Origin of the sequence: Anaerococcus sp. mt242 (assembly GCF_016798225.1) — a bacterium.
GTDB lineage: Bacteria > Bacillota > Clostridia > Tissierellales > Peptoniphilaceae > Anaerococcus.
Genome location: NZ_JAEUYX010000013.1, coordinates 21,750 through 41,620, shown reverse-complemented (window position 1 = coordinate 41,620; position 19,871 = coordinate 21,750). Strand labels below are relative to the sequence as shown.

Genomic DNA, 19,871 nt, shown 5'->3' with positions numbered 1-19,871 from the left:
CAATGCGTGATTTAAATTTATCCTTTTTCTATATTATATAGATAAGAATCATTGTAACTCTTTCAAAATATGAAAAAGTCTTTTTTGGTTACTCAAATTAATTGATTAAGTTTAATTATTATTTATTTGTAGATAAGGTTTAACTTATCTGGTTCAATCTGTCGTGTGTTAACGACAAGATATATAATACCACGATTAAAAATCTTTGTCAAATGTTTTTGATAATTTTTTTAATATTTTTGCTATAAACAACTTTTATAGCAGGTGTGGCATTTTTATATGATATACCATTCAAAAAGTTTTGTCAAATATTTTTTGATACACACTTTCTGAGTGGTGCTATTAATCTTACTAGGTATTTTATTTTGTGTCAAGTATTATTTTTTTATTTCTTTTATTGTTTAAAATATTTACTACTATTAGTAGCCCAGTTGTGATAAATACACATACTACTGCCATAGCCATACCAACGGATACGGAGCCTTGTTCAAACTCGCTTGTTATGAAGGTTGATACTGTCATGACATTTGGTGGACTAATTATGGAGCTTGCTACTAACTCCCTAAATGAAATTATAAATGTCATCATGGCTGCTGAACTTATGCTTGGGGCAATCAGCGGCAAGATTACTTTTCTAAATGTGTAAGCCTTGCTTGCACCACTTATTTTTGCGGCCTGGATGAGATTATCTCCCATTTGTAAAAAAGATGATGATACGTATTGGATAGTAAATGGTAAAAACATCACTGAATATACTAAAACCATAAATCCTACTGTATTATAAAGGGGAATGACGTTATAGATTTTGTTCCAAAAAATCATAAGACCTATTACAAATACAATGTTTGGAATCATTTCTGGTAAAATGGCGATGTTTTCTAAATATTTTTTCCATTTACCTTGACGATAAAGACTTACTACTATAAATGTCCCAATTACTGCACAAATAATGGCAGTTGCAGCTCCTAATCCGAAGCTTGTAAAAAGCGCTCTTTTTGCTGCTGACCTATTTTGGAATAAATCTAGATAATGTTTACCAGTGAAATTGCCAGCCTTAAGTCCATAGCCTCTTAAATTTATAAGAGATGTGACAATTATTGAAAAATAAGGGATGCCTATGGAAAATACAATCAGGATTATAAGATAAATTACTGCAAGTACATCAAAAATCACTGGGTGATTCATCTCCTTGGTGCGGGCTGATTTTTGTCCGACTAGGTTATAAGTATTTTTTTCCGTAACTCTATTTTGAACCATGCGCATAAGCATACAGATAATTACAAGTATAGAAGATAAACTTGCAGCCTTTCCAAAATCAATTGGTGCTACTGTTGCATATCGGTGAATATCTGTTGTAAAAACTATAAAGCCGATTCTCCTACCAATAGTTGCCGGGGTGCCATATTCTGAAAGTGTTTTGATAAATACTAAAAGCATGCCAATTGCATAGTTACCAGTAAGGAGGGGGAAAATTATTTTTCTAAGCCTATATCCCAATCCCGCCCCAGAAATTTTGGCACTTTCGTCCATATTTGCCGATATATTGCCAATGGAGTTTTTTATAATATTGGTCATAAAAGGGAAAATATGCAAACTCATTACCATAACCAAGCCAAAAATCGAGAAGAATTTTTCGCTAAAATTGCCAGTTGCTGGGAAAAGTTGTTGGAAAAGACCTCTTTTTTGGCAAAATAGAATCCAACCCATGGATAGGATATATGGTGGAGTCATAAAAGGAATCATAAAAATAATTTCTAGCCACTTGTACTTGGCTAGTCTTGATTTTGTAAATATAAATCCCAAGGGTGTTGCTATCAGACTTGCACATATTACTACTAATATTCCTAATAATAGGGAGTTTTTTATAGTAAGAAGATTATCTTTGGTAAAAATCAACTCAGCTGCTTGGCTAAAATTTAAGCGACCATCTATGATGATCGCTCTTAAAAATACCGTTGCTATCGGTGTTACTATAAAAAACAAAAGTAGTAATAAGATTAGATAATTACTAGTTTTTGTCTTTTTCATTGTTATTTTACTAATGAATTCATTTTTGCTGAGATTTCATCAGCATTTTCTAGCATGTAATCCCAATCTAGATTTTCAAATTGTGGAATGTCTGCTACATTTGTTCTCTTATCTGTTGTAATATCAGATCTGCCTGGAAGTAGGTATGCATCTGCTACTAGTTCTTGGGCTTTGTCTGAGATTAAGAAGTCAACAAAAGCTTTTGCATTGTCCATATTTTTAGCTGATTTTAAAATCATCGCTGGTCTTGGGTTGATAACTGTTCCGCTTTTTGGATAATAAATTGCTAGTGGTTCGCCATCTGCAATTGATTTGTATGCATTGTAGTCAACACCTGCAAGAAGAATTGCTTTTTCTCCAGTTGTTACTGCTTCTAGGGCTGCTTTGTTTGCTCCTGGAATTGTTAGTCCATTTGCTGCAATATCTTCCCAAGTTTTCCAATCATCTTTGTTTTGTGAGAAGTATCCTGCTAAGAAATCTTTTGCTGAACCAGATTTTTCTGGATCTGGCAATGCTATGTCGCCATTGTATTTTTCATCTGCAAAATCTGCCCAATCAGCATCTAGGTTTTCTACAATAGTTGTGTTATAGATTACTCCAACTGCTGATGCACTTGTACCAAATAATTCTTTATCGCTATCAATAAAATCTTCGTAAAGTTTGTCAGCATCCTTTGCATCATAGCTTTCTAGATTTCCTTCTTTTTTCATAGCAAGACCATCAGACCAAGATGCTAAAACCACAACATCTGCTACTGGATTGTCTTTTTCTGCTTCTAGACGAGCAAGAATTTCTCCAGTTGTTCCTTCAAAAAGATCAACTTTTACACCTGTTTCTTCTTCAAAAGCTGCAATGTATTTTTCGTTAAGTCCTTTTGGGCTTGGCATATAAACTGTAACTGATCCAGAAAGGTCTTTGTTTTCTTCGCTTGAAGTTTCTGCTGGAGCAGCTTCTTCAGTTTTTTCTTCTTTTACTTCTGGTGTTTCAGTCTTATTTTCTTCTGCACTTTGTGTTTGTTCTGCAGTATTTTCTGCTGGTGCTTCTGTTGTGTTTGCATTGCCACAAGCTGAAAGCGCAGCTGCAATAGATAGTGCCATAAGGGCATTAAGAATTTTTTTCATAATTTCTCCTAGTTAAATTCTATAATATTTTTCTTATCGGCATAAAGATTTAAAATCTCCCCTGCCTTTTTTCCGTTTTTGGAATTAAACGACCAATTATTTCCCATATAATCCAGATAAATTATGTAAGAATCTCCTAAAAATTGTGAAGAAATAACTTCTGTTTTATATAAGTCTGAGCCTGGGATTTCCTTATCAGTAAAATCTTCTGGGCGAATCATATGATTTTTGTCCAGCCAATTAGATTTGCCAATGAAATGAGCCACAAAATCTGTTTTTGGATACTTATATATATCTTCAGGACTTGCTTTTTGCTCGATGTGGCCATTATTCATAATAATAATGTCATCTGACATAGACATAGCTTCTTCTTGGTCGTGGGTGACAAAAACTGCAGTTTGTCCCATATCTTTCACAATTTTTGTGATTTCAAGGCGCATTTGTTCCCTTAAAATAGCATCAAGAGCAGAAAGAGGCTCATCAAATAAAACACAATCTGGATTGTCGCTAATGGCGCGAGCAAAGGCAACTCTTTGCTGTTGACCACCAGAAAGCTCCCTTGGAAATCTATTTTCATAGCCATCTAAATGCACAGTTTTGAGGGCCTTTAAAACTTTTTGATCAATATCTGCATTATTTTTTTTAGCCCTTAGAGGAAAAGCAACATTTTCAAAAACTGTCATATGAGGCCATAGGGAAAAGTCTTGAAAAACAAAACCTAGACCACGTTTTTCTGGAGGAATATTTATATTTTTCTCACTTGAAAAAATAACTTTATCATTAAATAATATTTCTCCACTATCTGGTATTTCAAGGCCAGAAATCATCCTTAAAACGGTAGTTTTTCCGCAACCAGAAGGTCCTAAGAGAGTGGTAAAAGAATTATGGTCTATGACCAAATTCAAATCCTTAATACTAAAACTATCTGAAAACTTTTTATTAATATTTATAAGTGAAATTTTCATAATACTCCTGCTTTCTTAGAATCTTTGCTGCAGAAATTATTTTACCTAATTAACGTATAAATTTTGCAAAATATTTGTAAAGTTTTCGTAAAAAAATCCACCCCTGACATCATGGGGTGGATTAATGAAAACTATAATATATCTTATTTTAAACAATCAATAACACTTCCGCTCATATCTTTCATATCTAAATCATAAATCTTATCTATTGTAGGAGCGATATCTACAATCTTTTCATCTTCTATGATGCTATTTTCTTTAAAAGCTGGACCTGCAAATATTGCTATTGCTAGATTTTTTTCTTTACTAGGCAAAAATCCATGGTTTCCGCGTGGTCCTGGTTCTTGATTTCTGTTTTCAATGAAATCTCTAGCATCTGCATCAAAAACATAACCTTCTTTAGCCTCTAGCCAAAGCTTAGCTGAGTCACTTGATTTTAATTCTTGAATTTCTTCTGTACTAAATATTTGATCTATACCTTCTAAGTTAAGGCTTTCAATTTTTTCTTTGATTTCTTCTACAAGTTTAGGATTATCTTCTTTTGTATAGAGAGCTGTGGATCCTCCACATGTTAAGAAATATGCTTGCCAGTCTTCTTTTACAGTTCCATCTTCATTTACATTTACTAAATCCATATCAGCTAGCATTTTGTTTAGTCTAATAGGATAAGCTGTATCAATTTGAGAATGGTCACTTAGAAGCATTATATTTATTTCATCAAGATTTTTAACTTTTGAAATTTTCTCAAACATACGACTAAGTCTATCATCTAATTCTTTTATTGCATCTTTTACTGCAAAATGACTTGCACCATAAACGTGTTTTTGGTGGTCAACATCTATTAGATGAAGAAAAGTAATATCTGGTTGGTGTTTTTCAAATGTGTAGGCTGTAGCATTTGCCATCCACTCATCTTTTTGTTTTTGACTATCATGACTATCAAATGGACCAAAGACAGACTGAAGTTCTTCTATATATTCACCACTACCATTTTCTTTTAAGTGGTCAATAAATGTTCCTTCTGGATTTGGAGAAACTTCTGGGACGTTAAACTCAATATCTGCTTTTGCAGAAACTGGCCAAGAAAAAGCTGCAATTTTTAATCCTTTATTGTGGGCATTGTTTAAAATAGTATCGCCAGAAATATAAGAATGATCCCAATACCAATCCATAGCTTTTTTCTCTGGTTGCACAAGTAGATTATTATCTACTCCATGTTCTATCGGATATCTTCCTGTTACAACTGAAGAATGTATAGGATAAGTTAAAGTTGGATATACTGATTCAACTTTTTTAATCCAAGTACCTTTTTCTATCATTGATTTTAAAAATGGTAATTGTTTGTAAACTTCCTCATCACAGTTTCCAAGAGCATCTAGTGAAATTACTATAAGTGGTGTATTGTTCATAATATCTCCTATTTTATTCCGCTATAAGTCATAGCTTTTATAATTTCTTTTTGAGCAATTAGGTAAATTATTACTATTGGTAGTATCAAAATAACATTTCCTGCCATAACTGTATTCCATTGAATACCATCAAGAGTAGATTTAAGCATAGATACTCCTAAAGGAAGAGTTCTAACATCATCGTTGCTTGTCATAACCAATGGCCAGAAATAGTCATTCCATTCAGAAATAAAAGTAAATAGCGCTATTGTAATTACAGTACCCCTAGCTTGAGGCAGCATAATTTTATAAATTATTTTCCAAGTAGGTGTATTATCCAAAACTGCTGCTTCAATAATCTCATCTGGAACTTGCATAAATCTTTGGCGAAGCAAGAAAATGCCAAAAGCTGAACTAGCCCATGGTAATATTAATGACCAATAAGTATTAATAAGGTTAACCTTTGAAAACATTAAATATACTGGCAAAAATATTAATTGAGCTGGAATCATCATAGTTACTAAGATTGATGAAAACAAAGTTTTTCTACCAGTAAAATCCATTTTCGCAAATGCATAAGCTGCTGGTATTATTGTAAGAAGCTGTAAAATCACTACAGATAATGTAACTATTATTGAGTTTTTTGTATAGTGCAAAAATGGTCCAGATTGCCAAGCATCAGCATAGTTTTGTGGTACCCATGTTTCTGGAAATAATGTAGGTGGTAATCTTAGTGTCTCTGCTAGTGGCTTAAAAGATGTAAATACCATCCATAAAAAAGGTCCTAAAAAAACAATTATAATTAATATTAATAGGATATATCTAAATATTTTTCTTAATATACTTTCTTTTTGCATGGATTCTCCTTAATTATAGTAAACTTTACTAGACATCAATTTAAAATAAATGAATGTCAGTATAGCTATGACTACGAATAAAATTACACCAGCAGCAGATGATAAACCCATATTAAAAAACTTAAAACCTGTTTCATAAATATAATAAACTAGTGTATTGGACGCATTGATAGGTCCACCTTGAGTCATTATAGCTATGGTTTCAAATACTTTAAAACTTGCAATTATACTAGTTATACCAACAAAAAATATTGTAGGTGATAACATAGGAAGTGTAATTTTAAATAATTTTCTATACCAAGGTGTATTATCTAAGGCTGCTGCTTCATAAATATCATTTGGTATCGCTTGAAGCCCTGAAAGAAATATTAATGAATAGTATCCAACACCCTTCCAAATACTTACTGCAGCTAATGAATAAATAACTACATTAGGATCAGTCAAAAATCTCACTGGTGAAATTCCAATCCTACCTAATAAGAAGTTAAATAATCCATAATCATAATCCATCAACCATAACCAAAGCATGGATATGGAAACTAAGGAAATAATATAAGGTGCAAAGATTACACTTTGCATAAAAGAGTGGATTTTTGTGCTTTTATTTAGGGCCAATGCAATTAGTAATCCAAAAATTACAAATCCTGCTACTGTCAAAACAGTATACAAAAGAGTATTACTCATTGTTTGAATAAACCTAGGATCTCCCAATAATTGTTTAAAGTTTTTTAAACCTACAAAATTCATATCAGGGGATACAAAATTCCAATCATGAAATGATAAGTAAATCATATATATAATTGGAATAAAAGAAAATAAGATAAAAACTATCATTGATGGAGCTACCATCAGATAAGGGGAAGCATTTGTTTTACTTTTGGATATAGGTTTTTGTGTTTTCTCTTTCTTTTTGTTGATTGACACTGTCAAAGCCTTCTCCCCTTTCTCTTTTTGTAACGAAAGATTTATTATCATCAACTTCTTTACTTGTATTAGTCAATAAATTTCCTTCTTCATCAAAGTATTTTAAATCTTCTTTATACACTTCAATAACAATTTCTTTAGAATCATTTATATTTTTATCATATGATTTTACTTGAAATGTTCCTAGATTATTTTCTACTGTGTATATGATTTCTGAACCTAGTGGCTCCACGTTTAATACATTTGCCATAAAAAATAGAGAATCTTCTCTACTAGGATGATTTACTATGTGGGAGTCTTCTGGTCTAAAACCAACAAATTTTATTTTTTCATCACTAGTTTCATAATATTTTTTTGCTTGCTCATCTAAAGTTATGATGTTCATAGGAGGTGATCCTATAAATTTAGCTGTGAAAATGTTTGATGGATTTTTATAAACTTCTTCTGGAGTAGTATCTTGCATAACCTCTCCACCATTCATAACAATAATTTGTGTTCCCATACTCATAGCTTCAACTTGATCATGGGTTACGTAAATAAATGTTGTTCCTAATCTTTCGTGAATTTTCTTAAGCTCAGTTCTCATTTGTACTCTAAGCTTAGCATCAAGGTTTGAAAGTGGCTCATCCAAAATGAATATATCTGGTTTCTTTACCATAGCACGTGCTAGGGCTACTCTTTGTCTTTGACCACCAGATAGGTTAGATGGGCGTCTATCCATATATTCATCTAGTGAAACTATTTGACTAATTTCTCTGATAAGTCTTTCTCTTTCTTCTTTTGGTACTTTATTATTTATAAGTCCAAATTCGATATTTTCACGAACGGTCATAGTTGGATAAAGTGCATAGTTTTGAAAAACCATAGCAACTTTTCTATCTCCAGGAGCTACATTATTTACTAATCTATCTCCTATATAAATATTTCCATCTGTGATATCTTCAAGCCCTGCTATCATTCTTAGAGTAGTAGACTTTCCACATCCTGATGGACCTACAAAAACAGCAAAAGCTCCATCAGGGATGTATAGAGATACATCCCTGACAGAATAGTTTTCATTGCCTTCATATTTTTTATATATGTTTTCTAATTTTACACTCGCCATTATTTATCCTAACTAAAATGACAATATAGATTGTGCTTGATTTTGTAAGTTGTCATAAATTTGATCAACATCAGCACCTTGTGTTGTTGTGTTTGTAACACCTTCATAAAGCATTTTTTCCATTTCAGGCCATCCTTTAGCAATTGGTCTTGCTTGTGCATGTTCTAATTGGTCAAAAGCTGTTTTATATTGAGGAACTTCTTTGTGAAGTTTTTGAATTTTATCAGTTTCTACTGAAGAATATCTTGTTGGTAGGTATCCTGTATATTCTGAAGCAAACACGTTTTGATCTGTTGCTGTCATAAATTTAAGGAATTTCCAAGCAGCTTCTTGTTTTTCTTTATCAAGACCACTAGTCATAACAATGTTACATCCACCTGTTGGAACTGCATAATGTTTATTGCCAGGTACAAAAGATGTATCAAGTTCAAATCCATTTTCTTCAGCTAATGGTAATAGAGATGATAGGCCTGCAGTAGATGTGAAATATAAAGCAGAGTTTTGGTTTACAAAATCTTGTCTTTGTGTATCACCTGATTGTTCACCTAAAACTACTTTGATTAGATCTTCATCTGCAAGTTCTTGTAAAAATCTAGCTGGTTCTCTTGTTCCTTCTTGATCAAAGCCAACTTTACCATCTTTTGCATAGAATCCATCAGATGAATAAACCCAAGCTTCTAAGAACCATGGATCTAGGTTAAATGTCATTGCATATTTATCATTATCTTTATCTCTTAATTTTTTAGCATATTCTTTAAATTCTTTCCAATCTCTAGGACCTTCTGGATCAAGTCCTGCAGCTTTTAGCATATCAACATTTTTGTACATAATTGGTGTTGATCTATAGAAAGGAAGTCCGTAAAGATCTTCATCTATATAAGCTTCATGCATTAAACCTTCATTAAAATCATCAATATTTACTTCATCATCGATAAATGGTGTAAGATTTTCTATCATGCCGCCCTTACCCATTGTGTACATGTTTGCAATTTCAACTTCAAATATTTCTGGAGCATTGTTTGCAGCTTTTGCAGCTTGAGTTTTTGATGAAAGTTCATCATATGAACCTTGGTATGCTGCTTCAACTACAATTTCGTCTTGAGATTCGTTAAATTGTTTTACTAATTCTTCTTTAGATTCGCCGATTTTATCTTTCCATGCATACCAATATGTAAGGTGGATTTTGCCATCATCTGTATTTGCTGATGTTTTATCATCTGAAGCTTTTTCTGCTGGAGCATCGCTAGTTTCTTCTGCCTTATCACCTGCATTTTCTGTGTTAGCAGTTTCTGTTTGTGCTGGTTTATTATCTGTAGTAGCGTCATTATTATTCGCACCACAAGCTGTAAAGCCTAGTAACATTGACATTGATAAAGCTAGGCCAAATATTTTTTTTGTATTAAACATACACCCTCCTAAAAGTTTAATGTAGGTACATTTTAATCAGTTTGTATAAAATATATTTATTAAATTTGTAATAGTTTGGTAAATTTTAGCAATTATTTTTTTAAATATTTTTTACAAAAATTTCAAAATACTTATAAAATCTTTATAAATAAGCTATTTATAAAATTTATATAAATTTTACAAATACTTAACAAAGAAAAAAGCATACCCTAAGTATGCTAATCTAAAAATTCTTTCACTCTATCTGGATAATCGGTTATAAGGCCACTTGGTTTACATGGAAGATATATACTGTAATCATAGTCTGCTTTTCCAAACCAAATATTTAAGCCAATGTTATTTTCAGCAAATTTTTCAGCTATTTCCTTATCCACAACAAAATTCATTGGGTGATAATATTCCATGCCAAGATTTTTTACATATTCCCATGGTTTATGAAGTCTTGATGATTCCAATACTCCACACTTGATATGAGGGGCTATTTCTTTAAATTTTACTAAAGCATTATGATTAAAAGATGATATTATTATTTTTTCATCCAACTTATATTCTTTTATCAAGTCATAAACTTTTTCTTCGATACCTGGATAGTCAATTATGGATGTTTTTAGCTCTATATTTGTAATAATGTCTTTGTCTTTAGCAAATTCAAAATATTCTCTAAGGGTTGGGATTTTTTGAGTTTCACATTCTGGATATAGTTTTGATGCATTTAGTTTTTGTAATTGCTCAAGAGTTTTTTCGCAAACTAAACCATTTCCATCTGTTGTCCTATCTAGTGTTTCATCATGGATTATTACTAACTGACCATCCTTTGACAAATGTACATCAAATTCTATGCCATCCGCACCAGCTTCAATTGCTTTTTCAAATCCTAGCATAGTATTTTCCGGATATTTTCCTTTAAATCCTCTATGGGCAAAATTTATCATATATTCCTCCTAAATTTTTACATCTATGATACAAAATAAATGTTTTGATTTTATTTTTATTTTGTAAATTATTGCTTACATTATCTTCCATTAAAAAAGGAGCTATATTTATAGCCCCTAATAATTTTTATTTATTTATATCTAATGTTTTTTTGTAGTTTATGTAGCCAAATATGTAAATTAACACTGCAACTATATAAAAATAGTTGTGGTCAAAATATGAGCTAACTGATAGACTACCTGATAATTTAAAATCTAGGAAGTATTTTGCTATTAAAGCTATTATCCCAATTATTAATACTTTTGGTGAATATAAAGTGTCTCGATTCATGAGATCTCCTTATTTCATAAAAACTAATTAGAAACAGTGGTCTGCAGCACCTTTAATTGCTCCACCAATGCCACCGCCGATTGCTCCAACAGCAGATCCAGCTACAGTTCCTCCACCTGGTAGAGTTACAGTTCCTACTTTTGCTCCTGCTAGTCCTAGTGTTGTTGCACCAATTGTTGCTTCACCAGCGACACCTGCTACACACTCTGCTCCACTGTGATCTCCACTGTCTGCATGTGCTGATTGAGTGGGTAGTACTAATCCGATTCCTAATGCTAAAGATGCTAAGAGTATGTTTGCTTTGCCGATTGCCTTTTTAAAGTTTTTCACAACGCTACCTTTCTTTTTCTATCTTTAAATATTAGTTTCAAATATGACTTGGCTAGCCGTTAATTTGTTACCCGATGAAAAGGTATCTAATCATACTTTTAGAAAAAATATAAATATTTTATAAGTTTTGCTAGCAACTTGCTATTATATTTCTCGAATTAATCTGATATAATACCATAAAAGACTCTAAGGAAATACTATGAATACTAATAATAACGAAAAATTAAATACTAACGATGGTTTTACAAGCAAGCTTGGATTTACCCTAGCCTCAATAGGCTCTGCAGTGGGCATGGGCAATATCTGGCGTTTTCCTGTAATGGCTTCGCTATTTGGTGGAATGAGTTTCTTATTGCCCTATTTTTTATTTGTAATACTAATTGCATCAACTGGAGTTATAGAAGAATTTGCCTTAGGTAGGCTTACTGGATCTGGACCGGTTCATGCATTTTCCTTTGCAACCGCCCAAAGGGGCAAGGAAAAAATTGGTAGAAAATTAGGTTTTATACCTGTCTTGGGATCTCTTGCCTTGGCTATTGGCTATACTGCAGTTATGGGATGGATTTTTAGATACAATTTCTTGGCCATAAATGGTAGTCTTAGTAGTTTTGCCAATGATTTTTCTCTAATTGGAGCTACCTTTGAACAAACTGCTAGTGCCTTTGCCAATAATTTTTGGATAATTGTTGCTGGAATTTCCTCAATGATTATAATGTCTTTTGGAATTGCAAGGGGTATTGAAAGAGCAAATAAATTTTTGATGCCACTTTTATTTATATTACTTCTTGGTCTTGCAATTTATATTGGGACAAATCCTGCTGCTAGCAAGGGCTATAAATATATTTTTGACCTTGATTTTAGCAAACTAGCTGATATAAAACTATGGGTTTTTGCTTTTGGCCAGGCATTTTTCTCCCTTTCCATTGCAGGTAATGGTTCTGTGATTTACGGATCATATTTGCCAAAAAATGAAGATATTCCTTCTTCCGCAAAAAATATTGCATTTTTTGACACACTTGCAGCTCTTCTTGCAGCTTTTGTAATAATTCCAGCAATGGCCATTGGAAATGCTGACCTTAACGAAGGCGGCCCAGGACTGATGTTTATTTATTTAGTAAATGTTTTTAATAAGATTGAGGGCGGAAATATTTTGATGATTATATTTTATCTTGCCATACTTTTTGCTGGATTTTCTTCAATTATTAATCTTTATGAAGCGCCAGTTGCTTATATCCAAGAAAAATTTGGATGTAGTCGAAAAATGTCAGCATTTCTTATAAATGCTTTTGGAATTGTAGCGGCAATATTTATCCAAGGCATTGTTGGATCTTGGATGGATTTTGTTTCTATAATAATAGCTCCCCTAGGAGCACTTTTAGCTGGAATAATGTTTTTCTGGATACTTGATAAAAAACTAGCTATTAATGAAGTAAATAAGGGACGTAAAAAGCCACTTGGAAATTGGTTTTATCCACTTGGAAAATATTTATACTGTGCCTTAAGCTTTTTTGCCCTAGTACTGGGCATAATTTTTGGTGGTATTGGATAAAAATAAGTATGAAAAAAGAGTAGAATTTAATCTACTCTTTTTATTTGCCTACATTATTGCTTTTCTTAAATCTTCTAAGGCTTCACGAGCTACATCCATAGCCTTTTGCATAGCATCTTTATTTGTCATATCAACGCCTGCTTTTTTAAGAACATCAATTGGATATTCACTTTCACCAGCTTTTAGATAATCGAGATATGCTTTTCTGTCTTCATCAGTTCCATTTAGGATTTTTTGGCTAAGGGCTACTGCTGACATAAATCCTGTTGCGTATTGGAATACATAATAGAACATATAAAAGTGTGGGATTCTTGCCCATTCTGCAGAAATATATTCATCTACTTCTATATCACCACCAAAGTAATCGCGATTTAAGTCACCGTAAATTTGGTCAAGTTTTGCTGCTGGGATAGGCTCACCATCTGCAACTAATTTATTTACTTCGTGCTCAAATTCTGCAAACATTGTTTGTCTAAATACTGTTGATTTAAATTGGTTTACAAAATAATTTAGTAAATATGCAGTTTCTTCTTCGCTTTGGCTATTTTTTAGCATATAATCTAAAAGTAAAAGCTCATTAGTTGTTGATGCAATTTCTGCAAGGAAGATTGAGTATGACCCGTAAATATATGGTTGGTTTTTCCTTGTGTAGTATGAGTGCATAGAGTGGCCAAGTTCGTGAGCAATTGTAAATACATCACCAATTGTATTTGTGTGGTTTAACAAGATATATGGTTGGGTATCGTATGATCCTGAAGAATATGCACCTGATCTTTTTCCTTCATTTGGCATAACATCAAACCATCTTTGCTCAAATCCCTTGCGGGCTACTTTTACGTATTCTTCTCCAAGTGGTTTGATTGCTTCAAGTACTAGTTCGCGTGCTTCATCAAATTCGATTTCTCTTTCATAATCTTTTACTAATGGCACATATATATCGTGGAATCCTAGGTCATCTACCCCTAAAAATTCTTTACGAAGGCTAGTATAGTCTCTGTGGATGTCCATATTTTCGTGGACTATTTCTAGTAGATTATCATAGATTTCTTCATCTAAGTTATTTGCTGAAAGACTCATTTGGCGAGCTGAATTATATTTTCTAAGTTTTGATTCTATATTGTGACTAGTAATTTCCCCGTCAAGTAAGGATGCAGCTGTATTTTCAAATTGTTTATAAACTCCATAATAAGTTTCATAAACCCTACGTCTAAAATCACGGTCCTTATCTTCTTCAAGAGTTGTAAAGTTTGCATCTGATAGAGCAACTTCTTCACCGTCTTTTTCTACAGCTGGGAATTTCATATCAGCATTTGAGAAAACCATATAGGTAGAAACTGGATTTTGACTTAATTTTGAAAAGCTAGCTAGGATTTTTTCTTCATTTTCACTTAGAACATGGTCTTTATTTCTAAATAAGTCTTCAAAATAATGGTCATATGCCTTTAATTCTTCTTTTTCACCTAGCATTTTTTTGATATCTTCATAGTCAGCTGCTAGAATTTCTGGTGTAATAAATGATAATTTTTCAGAAATTTCTGCTCCAGCAATAGAAGTTGTTTGGCTCATTTGTTGATAAGTGCTATCAGCTGTATTTTCATCTGATTTTAAATGGCCATAAACTCCTGCCTTGTGAAATTTTCTCATTAGATTTTCATAATCTTTTAGAAAGTTTAACAGCGAATCTGCATTTTCAGTGATTTTGCCTTTGTAGTCTGTAAGCTTATCAGCTAGTTCTCTAGCTTGTTTTACCTCACTATAATATTCATCATCACTTGCATAAATTAAAGAGGTATCCCACTTTAATTTTTCATCTATCTCATTTCTTTTCATTATTTTCTCCTTATTTTTCTATATCTATATTCATGCCCATATTTTCACTACTGCTTGTGGTTCTTGTGATTAGTATGCGATTTTCACCAGTAATATCCGGTAAATATCCCATATCTATTTCTTTATTTTGATAAAGGCTTGTAAGTGGCCTATATTTTACGCCATAAATATCTAGCATAGATGGTAAATATCTATCTTCTGTATTCATGCGATTTGTTATAGCCTGATTTAAATCACCAGCCACAGCTTGATCAGTGTATTCTACTACATCTCCTAGCCTTTCAACACTTGGCATAATATTTTCTGTGGAGGTTCTAAATACTAAATAATCCATCAGACTCATAAATTTGTTAAAAAGATAGTATGCACTATATGTTTCTCCATTATTTATGCTAACTTGGCTAACCAAAAGCATAGGTCCAGACTCAGAGCTTATTTTATCGAAAGTTACAGTTGTATTTATTCCACTTACTCCTGCAATGGGCCCAAATTCTCGTTCGGTAAGTTCATTATTTCTCTTATAAGAAAGTATAGCTGAATAAGCACCCTGCATTTGACTAGATGGTCTTAGGGAAATACCAAACTGGCTATCACCTATATTTGTATCAATGATATTACCCACTGCATCTTGGGGATTTAAATTTTTACCATTTTTCCCAGTACCATATAAATTTATTAAATCCAAATCATCTTCTGATTTTTCTTTTGGACTAGTATTCTCTTCTTCGCCGGCCTTTTGGTAGGCGATTTTTGGCATGACAAAGTTTTTGTCTTCTTTTTTATCAGCAGCAGATAGCTCCTTTTCAAAATCAGCTCGTGATTGAAAATCACAAGCTGAAAGTGAAAGTAGAATCGCAAATATTGCAAAAAATTTCTTTTTCATAAGTGTTCTATACCGCCGTCCTTAGTCCAATTATTACAAAAAGTATAGACAAGGCCACAAAGGCTGTCACACTTATAACTTGGGTACTTGTAGCCAGGCTACGATTTATAATTGGGAAAACACCCGTTAAAATCACTCCAGCAAGCAAGCCCCCAAGATGGCCAAGCAATCCTACACTAGGACTTAGTAACGAATAAACTATATTTATTGCAATTACTGATAAGAAACTTGCCCCAAAACTAGATAGCATGCTATCTCCCCTGTAATTTAGCATAATACCTAAGGCTAAACCAAAAAGTCCATATAGGGATGTAGAAGCACCTGCGCTAACCGTAGATGGATTTCCAAAAGCAAAACTTACAAGGTTTCCCATAACCCCTGCTAAAATATAGATTATTAAGAAGTTACGACTGCCATAAAGTCCTTCAAAAACTGGTCCTATCTGATACAAAAAGTACATATTAAATAAAATATGTGGTAATCCTATGTGGATAAAGCTAGCTGTAAAAAGTCTCCACCATTGACCATTTGCAATATCACTCTTTACCACAGCACCAAATCTAATTAGATTTGATATATTTTCGCTGCCTCCAGTAAAGGACATAATTGCAAATACAATAATATTTACTATAAGCAAGAGACTTGTTACCCTACTTGATCCTAAATTTCTAAAACTATTCATAGTTTTATTATACTTTTTTTTCCCATTTTATCTGCTAAAGTAATTTTGACTAAGGTCTTTAGCCAAGGCTCTTATAGCATCTTTCATCTGGTCGCGGTCAAAATTATCTGAAATGTGATATTCATATATAAAATCAAATTTTTCTCTTTGTTCAATTTTTTTGCCATCTTTATCTTCTAAAAATATTATTTTAAGATTTTCCTTATATGATTTGGCTACATTTGCTACATTTATGGAGCTTAGGCCATCAAATTGGTCCACATTTTCTCCTAAGATTAGCAAATCATAGTTTTTTATCATGGTATCAAAATCTATTTTTTCTAAGATAACATCCATAGATTTTGAAATCTTTGTCTTAAAAAATGTATAAAGAGCCCAGGCAACTCCTCCACCAGAACCAAGAGTTGGCAGATCCAATGGATTTATTCCTAAAGTTTGCTCAATTTTTCCCTTAAAATTCTTAGAGCCCTTGTATAAAAACGCAATGTCTTCGATAGATGCACCCTTTCTGTAAACCCTGCTTTCCAGAAAAGAATTTTCTCCAAACAGTGTCATATCAGTGCTAGTTGCAATAGTAATATCCGCATCAAAAATTCTGTGGTCCATGTTTGAAATATCGATTGTTTCGACATTTACCATATTTTTTGCAATAGGATTTAATTCATTACCTTCATCATCAAAAAATCTAGCACCCAAAGAATAAAGCATACCCATGCCAAGATCATTTGTTGCAGTATCTCCAATTCCTATGTAAAAAGATTTGGCACCTGCATTTAGACCATCTACCAACATTTCACCAAAGCCTAGGGAAGAAGAATTCATCACATCAAGTTCTTCTTTATATAATAATCTTAAACCAGATGACTGGGCCATTTCCATGACTGCATAATTTTCTCTCATGACATATCTTGCAGTTATAACGTCATTTTTGGGATTATGGACATTGACATAATGATAGTCTCCATTTAAAAAAGCCTGCATGGCTTCAACAGTACCCTCTCCTCCATCTAAAAAGGGGATAATATCTGCATTACTTCCCAGTTCTTCTTTAAATATATTTCCAATCTCTATTGAGTTTTCGTAATTTTTTATAGAATCAATTGCTACTAAAATTTTCATCTTCCGCCTTCTTTTCTATTTACTCCTTATAAAATATTACCCTAAATGCCGTTAAAATAGCATAAATTAAAGCTTTACAAATGATTAGCATATGTTATAATAAACTAGAAAGTTTATACTTTCGCTGTTTAACTCATGGAATCCTAAGGGATTTCACCCATCAAAGGCCATCACGATGTCGTGATGGTTTTTTGTTTAACAATTTCTTGGATATATGTTATGATTTTATTAATGATTTGCAAATGGGGTGCTAAATTTGGCTGAGATTATACCCAATAACCTGAACTAGGTAATGCTAGCGGAGGGATTTTTCTCAATTTTTAGCTCCTTATATGGAGGTTCTTATGCAAAATTCTAAAAACTTACGTAAATTTGTCTTACTTGCAATGCTTGTGGCAATTGGTGTAGTTATTTCTCCTATCCTTAGGGTCCATGGCTTTGCTCCCACCCAGCATTTTATAAATGTAGTTTGCTCAGTTTTACTAGGACCAATCTATTCATTAGCATGTGCGACCTTAATTGGTCTTATCCGCATGAGCCTGATGGGGATTTCTCCACTGGCCTTAACAGGTGCAGTTTTTGGAGCCTTTTTATCTGGAGTGCTTTACAATAGATACAAAACTTTTTTATCAGCTTGTATTGGTGAAGTAATAGGTACTGGCATTATCGGGTCTATGATTTCTTTTCCAGTTATGAAATTTATCGCTGGAGACAGCAAAGTTGCCCTATTTACCTTTACGCCAAGCTTTATAATTGCAACTATAATCGGATCTTCAGTTGCATATATTTTCTTAAAGGCCCTTGAAAAAAATGGTAGCCTTTCTAAAATGCAGGAGTCATTAAATGATTGAATTTGAAAATATTTTGGACAATATGCATGAAAATACCCACACTATCCATGCTATTGTCAGCCCCCTTGCTTCAAATGATATGGCAAATGTGCTTTTAAGTTTAAACCAAGCGCCAATTTTAGCAGAATATCATAATGAGGTTTATGAAGTAACTCAAAATTCCCATGCTCTTTTAATAAATTTGGGCACAATAAACGAAAGTAAGCTAAGAGGAATTAAGGAAGCCTTAAAATCGGCCAAGGAAAACAATATTCCAATCATCCTTGATCCAGTGGGCGCATCTGCAACAAAAATCAGACTTGAAACTTGTCTTTACTATTTAAAAAATTATCCTATAAATGTTTTAAAGGGTAATTACAGCGAAATTTACTCCATATATCACAAAAAATTATCAACCAGAGGTGTTGATTCTAAGACTATGGAAAAAGAAGAGATTGTAAATATTTGTAAAAACTTATCTACTATGTATAACACAATAGTGGTTGCTAGTGGTAAGGAAGATATAGTCTCTGATGGAAATGAAGTTTTGATTTTAAAAAACGGCAGTCCTCTTTTGCCAAAATTAACTGGCACTGGATGCATATTAGGTGGCATTATTGCTGCAGCTTATTCTTTTGATAATAGCATAAATGCAATAGCTCTTGCTATAAGTATACTAAATATAGGAGCCGAACTTGCCCAAAAAGATAAGGGCATGGCTACTTTTAAAATCTCACTTTTAGATGAAATTTCACTTATAGATAGCAAAAAAATAAGGGAGAAAATAGATTATGAAAAACTTTGATTTAAGCCTATATCTAGTTACAAATAGAGATAAGCTAAGTGATGAAGAATTTTTTGATGTAATAGAAAAGTCCTTAAAAGGAGGGGTAAGCCTAGTCCAACTTAGGGAAAAAACTGCCCCAGCTAGAGAAGTTATAGAACTTGCTAAGAAATTAAAAAAACTTTGCCATTCATACAATGTGCCCCTTTTGGTAGATGATAGGGTAGACATAGCCCTAGCAGCAGATCTTGATGGGGTTCATTTAGGAAATGATGATATGGATGTGGCTGATGCTAGAAAAATCTTGGGAGATGATAAAATAATAGGATCAACTGCCAAAAACCTAGAATGGGCCATGGCAGAAGAAAAAAAAGGAGCAGACTACCTAGGAGTAGGAGCAATTTTTGAAACCAAAACCCACGTCAAGACAACTAGGACAAGTGTAGAAACCCTAAAAGAAATAAATGACAATATAAAAATCCCAACAGTAGCCATAGGAGGTCTAAATTATGACAATATAGACATACTAAAGGGATCAAAAGCTAAGGGGGTTTCTGTAGTTAGGGCTATTATGGATAGCAAAAATCCTTATGAAGATGCTAAGAACTTAAGGGAAAAAGTTATGAATGTCTTATAACTAAAATAGTAGCTGTTGCAATCTAATATATACAGCGTTATATCATTGGAACGCACTCTCAGAAGGTTTGAAATCTAGCTCGTAGTAGGAGATGGAGTCAGAGATACTTTCTGAAATAGTATTCAAATATTTTGAAACGATTTGTGTACTTTGCAACAGCTCTATTTAT

19 protein-coding genes and 1 riboswitch are annotated in these 19,871 nt (G+C 32.9%); of the genes, 4 read left to right on the top strand and 15 right to left on the bottom strand.

The annotated features are described in order from the left end of the window. Positions 1 to 360 precede the first annotated feature (360 nt). The 11 genes from JNO63_RS06410 to JNO63_RS06360 form a co-directional block, all read right to left on the bottom strand. Positions 361 to 2,028 (bottom strand): ABC transporter permease, encoded by a 1,668-nt coding sequence (locus tag JNO63_RS06410; RefSeq protein ID WP_203127672.1) that lies wholly within the window; start codon positions 2,026 to 2,028, stop codon positions 361 to 363. 2 nt (positions 2,029 to 2,030) lie between these two features. Beyond that, a complete protein-coding gene (locus JNO63_RS06405; protein WP_203127671.1) occupies positions 2,031 to 3,149 on the bottom strand; it encodes an ABC transporter substrate-binding protein in 1,119 nt (372 codons plus the stop codon). 8 nt (positions 3,150 to 3,157) lie between these two features. Beyond that, positions 3,158 to 4,114 carry an ABC transporter ATP-binding protein gene (locus tag JNO63_RS06400; protein ID WP_203127670.1) on the bottom strand — a complete coding sequence of 319 codons (957 nt, stop codon included), beginning with the start codon at positions 4,112 to 4,114 and terminating at the stop codon, positions 3,158 to 3,160. A 143-nt stretch (positions 4,115 to 4,257) separates the two neighbouring features. Continuing rightward, positions 4,258 to 5,523, bottom strand: a complete 1,266-nt coding sequence (locus tag JNO63_RS06395) for an alkaline phosphatase family protein (RefSeq protein WP_203127669.1) — start codon at positions 5,521 to 5,523, stop codon at positions 4,258 to 4,260. A gap of 8 nt (positions 5,524 to 5,531) precedes the next feature. Beyond that, positions 5,532 to 6,359: a carbohydrate ABC transporter permease gene (locus JNO63_RS06390; protein WP_203127668.1), complete on the bottom strand. Its 828-nt coding sequence runs from the start codon at positions 6,357 to 6,359 to the stop codon at positions 5,532 to 5,534. 9 nt (positions 6,360 to 6,368) lie between these two features. Then, on the bottom strand, positions 6,369 to 7,283 hold the full coding sequence (locus tag JNO63_RS06385) for a carbohydrate ABC transporter permease (RefSeq protein WP_295884618.1): 915 nt from the start codon (positions 7,281 to 7,283) through the stop codon (positions 6,369 to 6,371). Beyond that, the gene (locus JNO63_RS08705; protein WP_203127666.1) at positions 7,231 to 8,388 is read right to left on the bottom strand and encodes an ABC transporter ATP-binding protein; all 1,158 of its coding nucleotides are present in this window, start codon (positions 8,386 to 8,388) and stop codon (positions 7,231 to 7,233) included. Before JNO63_RS08705 ends, JNO63_RS06385 begins: the two co-directional genes overlap by 53 nt. A gap of 12 nt (positions 8,389 to 8,400) precedes the next feature. Beyond that, entirely contained in the window at positions 8,401 to 9,795 is a 1,395-nt protein-coding gene (locus tag JNO63_RS06375) for an ABC transporter substrate-binding protein (protein ID WP_203127665.1), read from the bottom strand. 218 nt (positions 9,796 to 10,013) lie between these two features. Then, positions 10,014 to 10,727 carry a glycerophosphodiester phosphodiesterase gene (locus JNO63_RS06370; RefSeq protein WP_203127664.1) on the bottom strand — a complete coding sequence of 238 codons (714 nt, stop codon included), beginning with the start codon at positions 10,725 to 10,727 and terminating at the stop codon, positions 10,014 to 10,016. Positions 10,728 to 10,854: 127 nt separating this feature from the next. Continuing rightward, positions 10,855 to 11,058 carry a hypothetical protein gene (locus JNO63_RS06365; protein WP_203127663.1) on the bottom strand — a complete coding sequence of 68 codons (204 nt, stop codon included), beginning with the start codon at positions 11,056 to 11,058 and terminating at the stop codon, positions 10,855 to 10,857. A gap of 27 nt (positions 11,059 to 11,085) precedes the next feature. After that, on the bottom strand, positions 11,086 to 11,388 hold the full coding sequence (locus JNO63_RS06360) for a hypothetical protein (protein ID WP_203127662.1): 303 nt from the start codon (positions 11,386 to 11,388) through the stop codon (positions 11,086 to 11,088). 199 nt (positions 11,389 to 11,587) lie between these two features. Between JNO63_RS06360 and JNO63_RS06355 the strand changes: the two genes are divergently transcribed. Continuing rightward, positions 11,588 to 12,937 (top strand): sodium-dependent transporter, encoded by a 1,350-nt coding sequence (locus JNO63_RS06355; RefSeq protein ID WP_203127661.1) that lies wholly within the window; start codon positions 11,588 to 11,590, stop codon positions 12,935 to 12,937. A gap of 48 nt (positions 12,938 to 12,985) precedes the next feature. Here JNO63_RS06355 and pepF read toward each other — a convergent pair whose 3' ends face one another. Genes pepF through JNO63_RS06335 form a run of 4 tightly spaced genes read right to left on the bottom strand, consistent with a single transcriptional unit; the run spans position 12,986 to position 17,451 of the window. Next, the gene (gene pepF, locus JNO63_RS06350; RefSeq protein WP_203127660.1) at positions 12,986 to 14,767 is read right to left on the bottom strand and encodes an oligoendopeptidase F; all 1,782 of its coding nucleotides are present in this window, start codon (positions 14,765 to 14,767) and stop codon (positions 12,986 to 12,988) included. 10 nt (positions 14,768 to 14,777) lie between these two features. After that, positions 14,778 to 15,650 carry a hypothetical protein gene (locus JNO63_RS06345; RefSeq protein WP_203127659.1) on the bottom strand — a complete coding sequence of 291 codons (873 nt, stop codon included), beginning with the start codon at positions 15,648 to 15,650 and terminating at the stop codon, positions 14,778 to 14,780. A gap of 7 nt (positions 15,651 to 15,657) precedes the next feature. Next, a complete protein-coding gene (locus JNO63_RS06340; RefSeq protein ID WP_203127658.1) occupies positions 15,658 to 16,332 on the bottom strand; it encodes a rhomboid family intramembrane serine protease in 675 nt (224 codons plus the stop codon). A 27-nt stretch (positions 16,333 to 16,359) separates the two neighbouring features. Next, positions 16,360 to 17,451, bottom strand: a complete 1,092-nt coding sequence (locus JNO63_RS06335; protein ID WP_203127657.1) for a glycerate kinase — start codon at positions 17,449 to 17,451, stop codon at positions 16,360 to 16,362. Positions 17,452 to 17,684: 233 nt separating this feature from the next. Continuing rightward, positions 17,685 to 17,775: riboswitch (TPP riboswitch) on the top strand. A 20-nt stretch (positions 17,776 to 17,795) separates the two neighbouring features. Between JNO63_RS06335 and thiW the strand changes: the two genes are divergently transcribed. Genes thiW through thiE form a run of 3 tightly spaced genes read left to right on the top strand, consistent with a single transcriptional unit; the run spans position 17,796 to position 19,702 of the window. Beyond that, positions 17,796 to 18,302 carry an energy coupling factor transporter S component ThiW gene (gene thiW, locus JNO63_RS06330; protein ID WP_203127656.1) on the top strand — a complete coding sequence of 169 codons (507 nt, stop codon included), beginning with the start codon at positions 17,796 to 17,798 and terminating at the stop codon, positions 18,300 to 18,302. Further along, positions 18,295 to 19,086 carry a hydroxyethylthiazole kinase gene (gene thiM / locus JNO63_RS06325; RefSeq protein WP_203127655.1) on the top strand — a complete coding sequence of 264 codons (792 nt, stop codon included), beginning with the start codon at positions 18,295 to 18,297 and terminating at the stop codon, positions 19,084 to 19,086. Before thiW ends, thiM begins: the two co-directional genes overlap by 8 nt. Continuing rightward, the gene (thiE, locus tag JNO63_RS06320) at positions 19,070 to 19,702 is read left to right on the top strand and encodes a thiamine phosphate synthase (protein ID WP_338014983.1); all 633 of its coding nucleotides are present in this window, start codon (positions 19,070 to 19,072) and stop codon (positions 19,700 to 19,702) included. Before thiM ends, thiE begins: the two co-directional genes overlap by 17 nt. Positions 19,703 to 19,871: the final 169 nt, after the last annotated feature.

Bases quoted from the DNA above. Each gene is read 5' to 3' on its own strand.
- JNO63_RS06400 (WP_203127670.1), bottom strand. From the start codon at position 4,114: ATGAAAATTTCACTTATAAATATTAATAAAAAGTTTTCAGATAGTTTT.
- JNO63_RS06390 (WP_203127668.1), bottom strand. From the start codon at position 6,359: ATGCAAAAAGAAAGTATATTAAGAAAAATATTTAGATATATCCTATTA.
- JNO63_RS06345 (WP_203127659.1), bottom strand. From the start codon at position 15,650: ATGAAAAAGAAATTTTTTGCAATATTTGCGATTCTACTTTCACTTTCA.
- JNO63_RS08705 (WP_203127666.1), bottom strand. From the start codon at position 8,388: ATGGCGAGTGTAAAATTAGAAAACATATATAAAAAATATGAAGGCAAT.
- JNO63_RS06375 (WP_203127665.1), bottom strand. From the start codon at position 9,795: ATGTTTAATACAAAAAAAATATTTGGCCTAGCTTTATCAATGTCAATG.
- JNO63_RS06405 (WP_203127671.1), bottom strand. From the start codon at position 3,149: ATGAAAAAAATTCTTAATGCCCTTATGGCACTATCTATTGCAGCTGCG.
- JNO63_RS06395 (WP_203127669.1), bottom strand. From the start codon at position 5,523: ATGAACAATACACCACTTATAGTAATTTCACTAGATGCTCTTGGAAAC.
- JNO63_RS06340 (WP_203127658.1), bottom strand. From the start codon at position 16,332: ATGAATAGTTTTAGAAATTTAGGATCAAGTAGGGTAACAAGTCTCTTG.
- JNO63_RS06365 (WP_203127663.1), bottom strand. From the start codon at position 11,058: ATGAATCGAGACACTTTATATTCACCAAAAGTATTAATAATTGGGATA.
- JNO63_RS06355 (WP_203127661.1), top strand. From the start codon at position 11,588: ATGAATACTAATAATAACGAAAAATTAAATACTAACGATGGTTTTACA.
- pepF (WP_203127660.1), bottom strand. From the start codon at position 14,767: ATGAAAAGAAATGAGATAGATGAAAAATTAAAGTGGGATACCTCTTTA.
- JNO63_RS06335 (WP_203127657.1), bottom strand. From the start codon at position 17,451: ATGAAAATTTTAGTAGCAATTGATTCTATAAAAAATTACGAAAACTCA.
- JNO63_RS06410 (WP_203127672.1), bottom strand. From the start codon at position 2,028: ATGAAAAAGACAAAAACTAGTAATTATCTAATCTTATTACTACTTTTG.
- thiW (WP_203127656.1), top strand. From the start codon at position 17,796: ATGCAAAATTCTAAAAACTTACGTAAATTTGTCTTACTTGCAATGCTT.
- JNO63_RS06370 (WP_203127664.1), bottom strand. From the start codon at position 10,727: ATGATAAATTTTGCCCATAGAGGATTTAAAGGAAAATATCCGGAAAAT.
- thiM (WP_203127655.1), top strand. From the start codon at position 18,295: ATGATTGAATTTGAAAATATTTTGGACAATATGCATGAAAATACCCAC.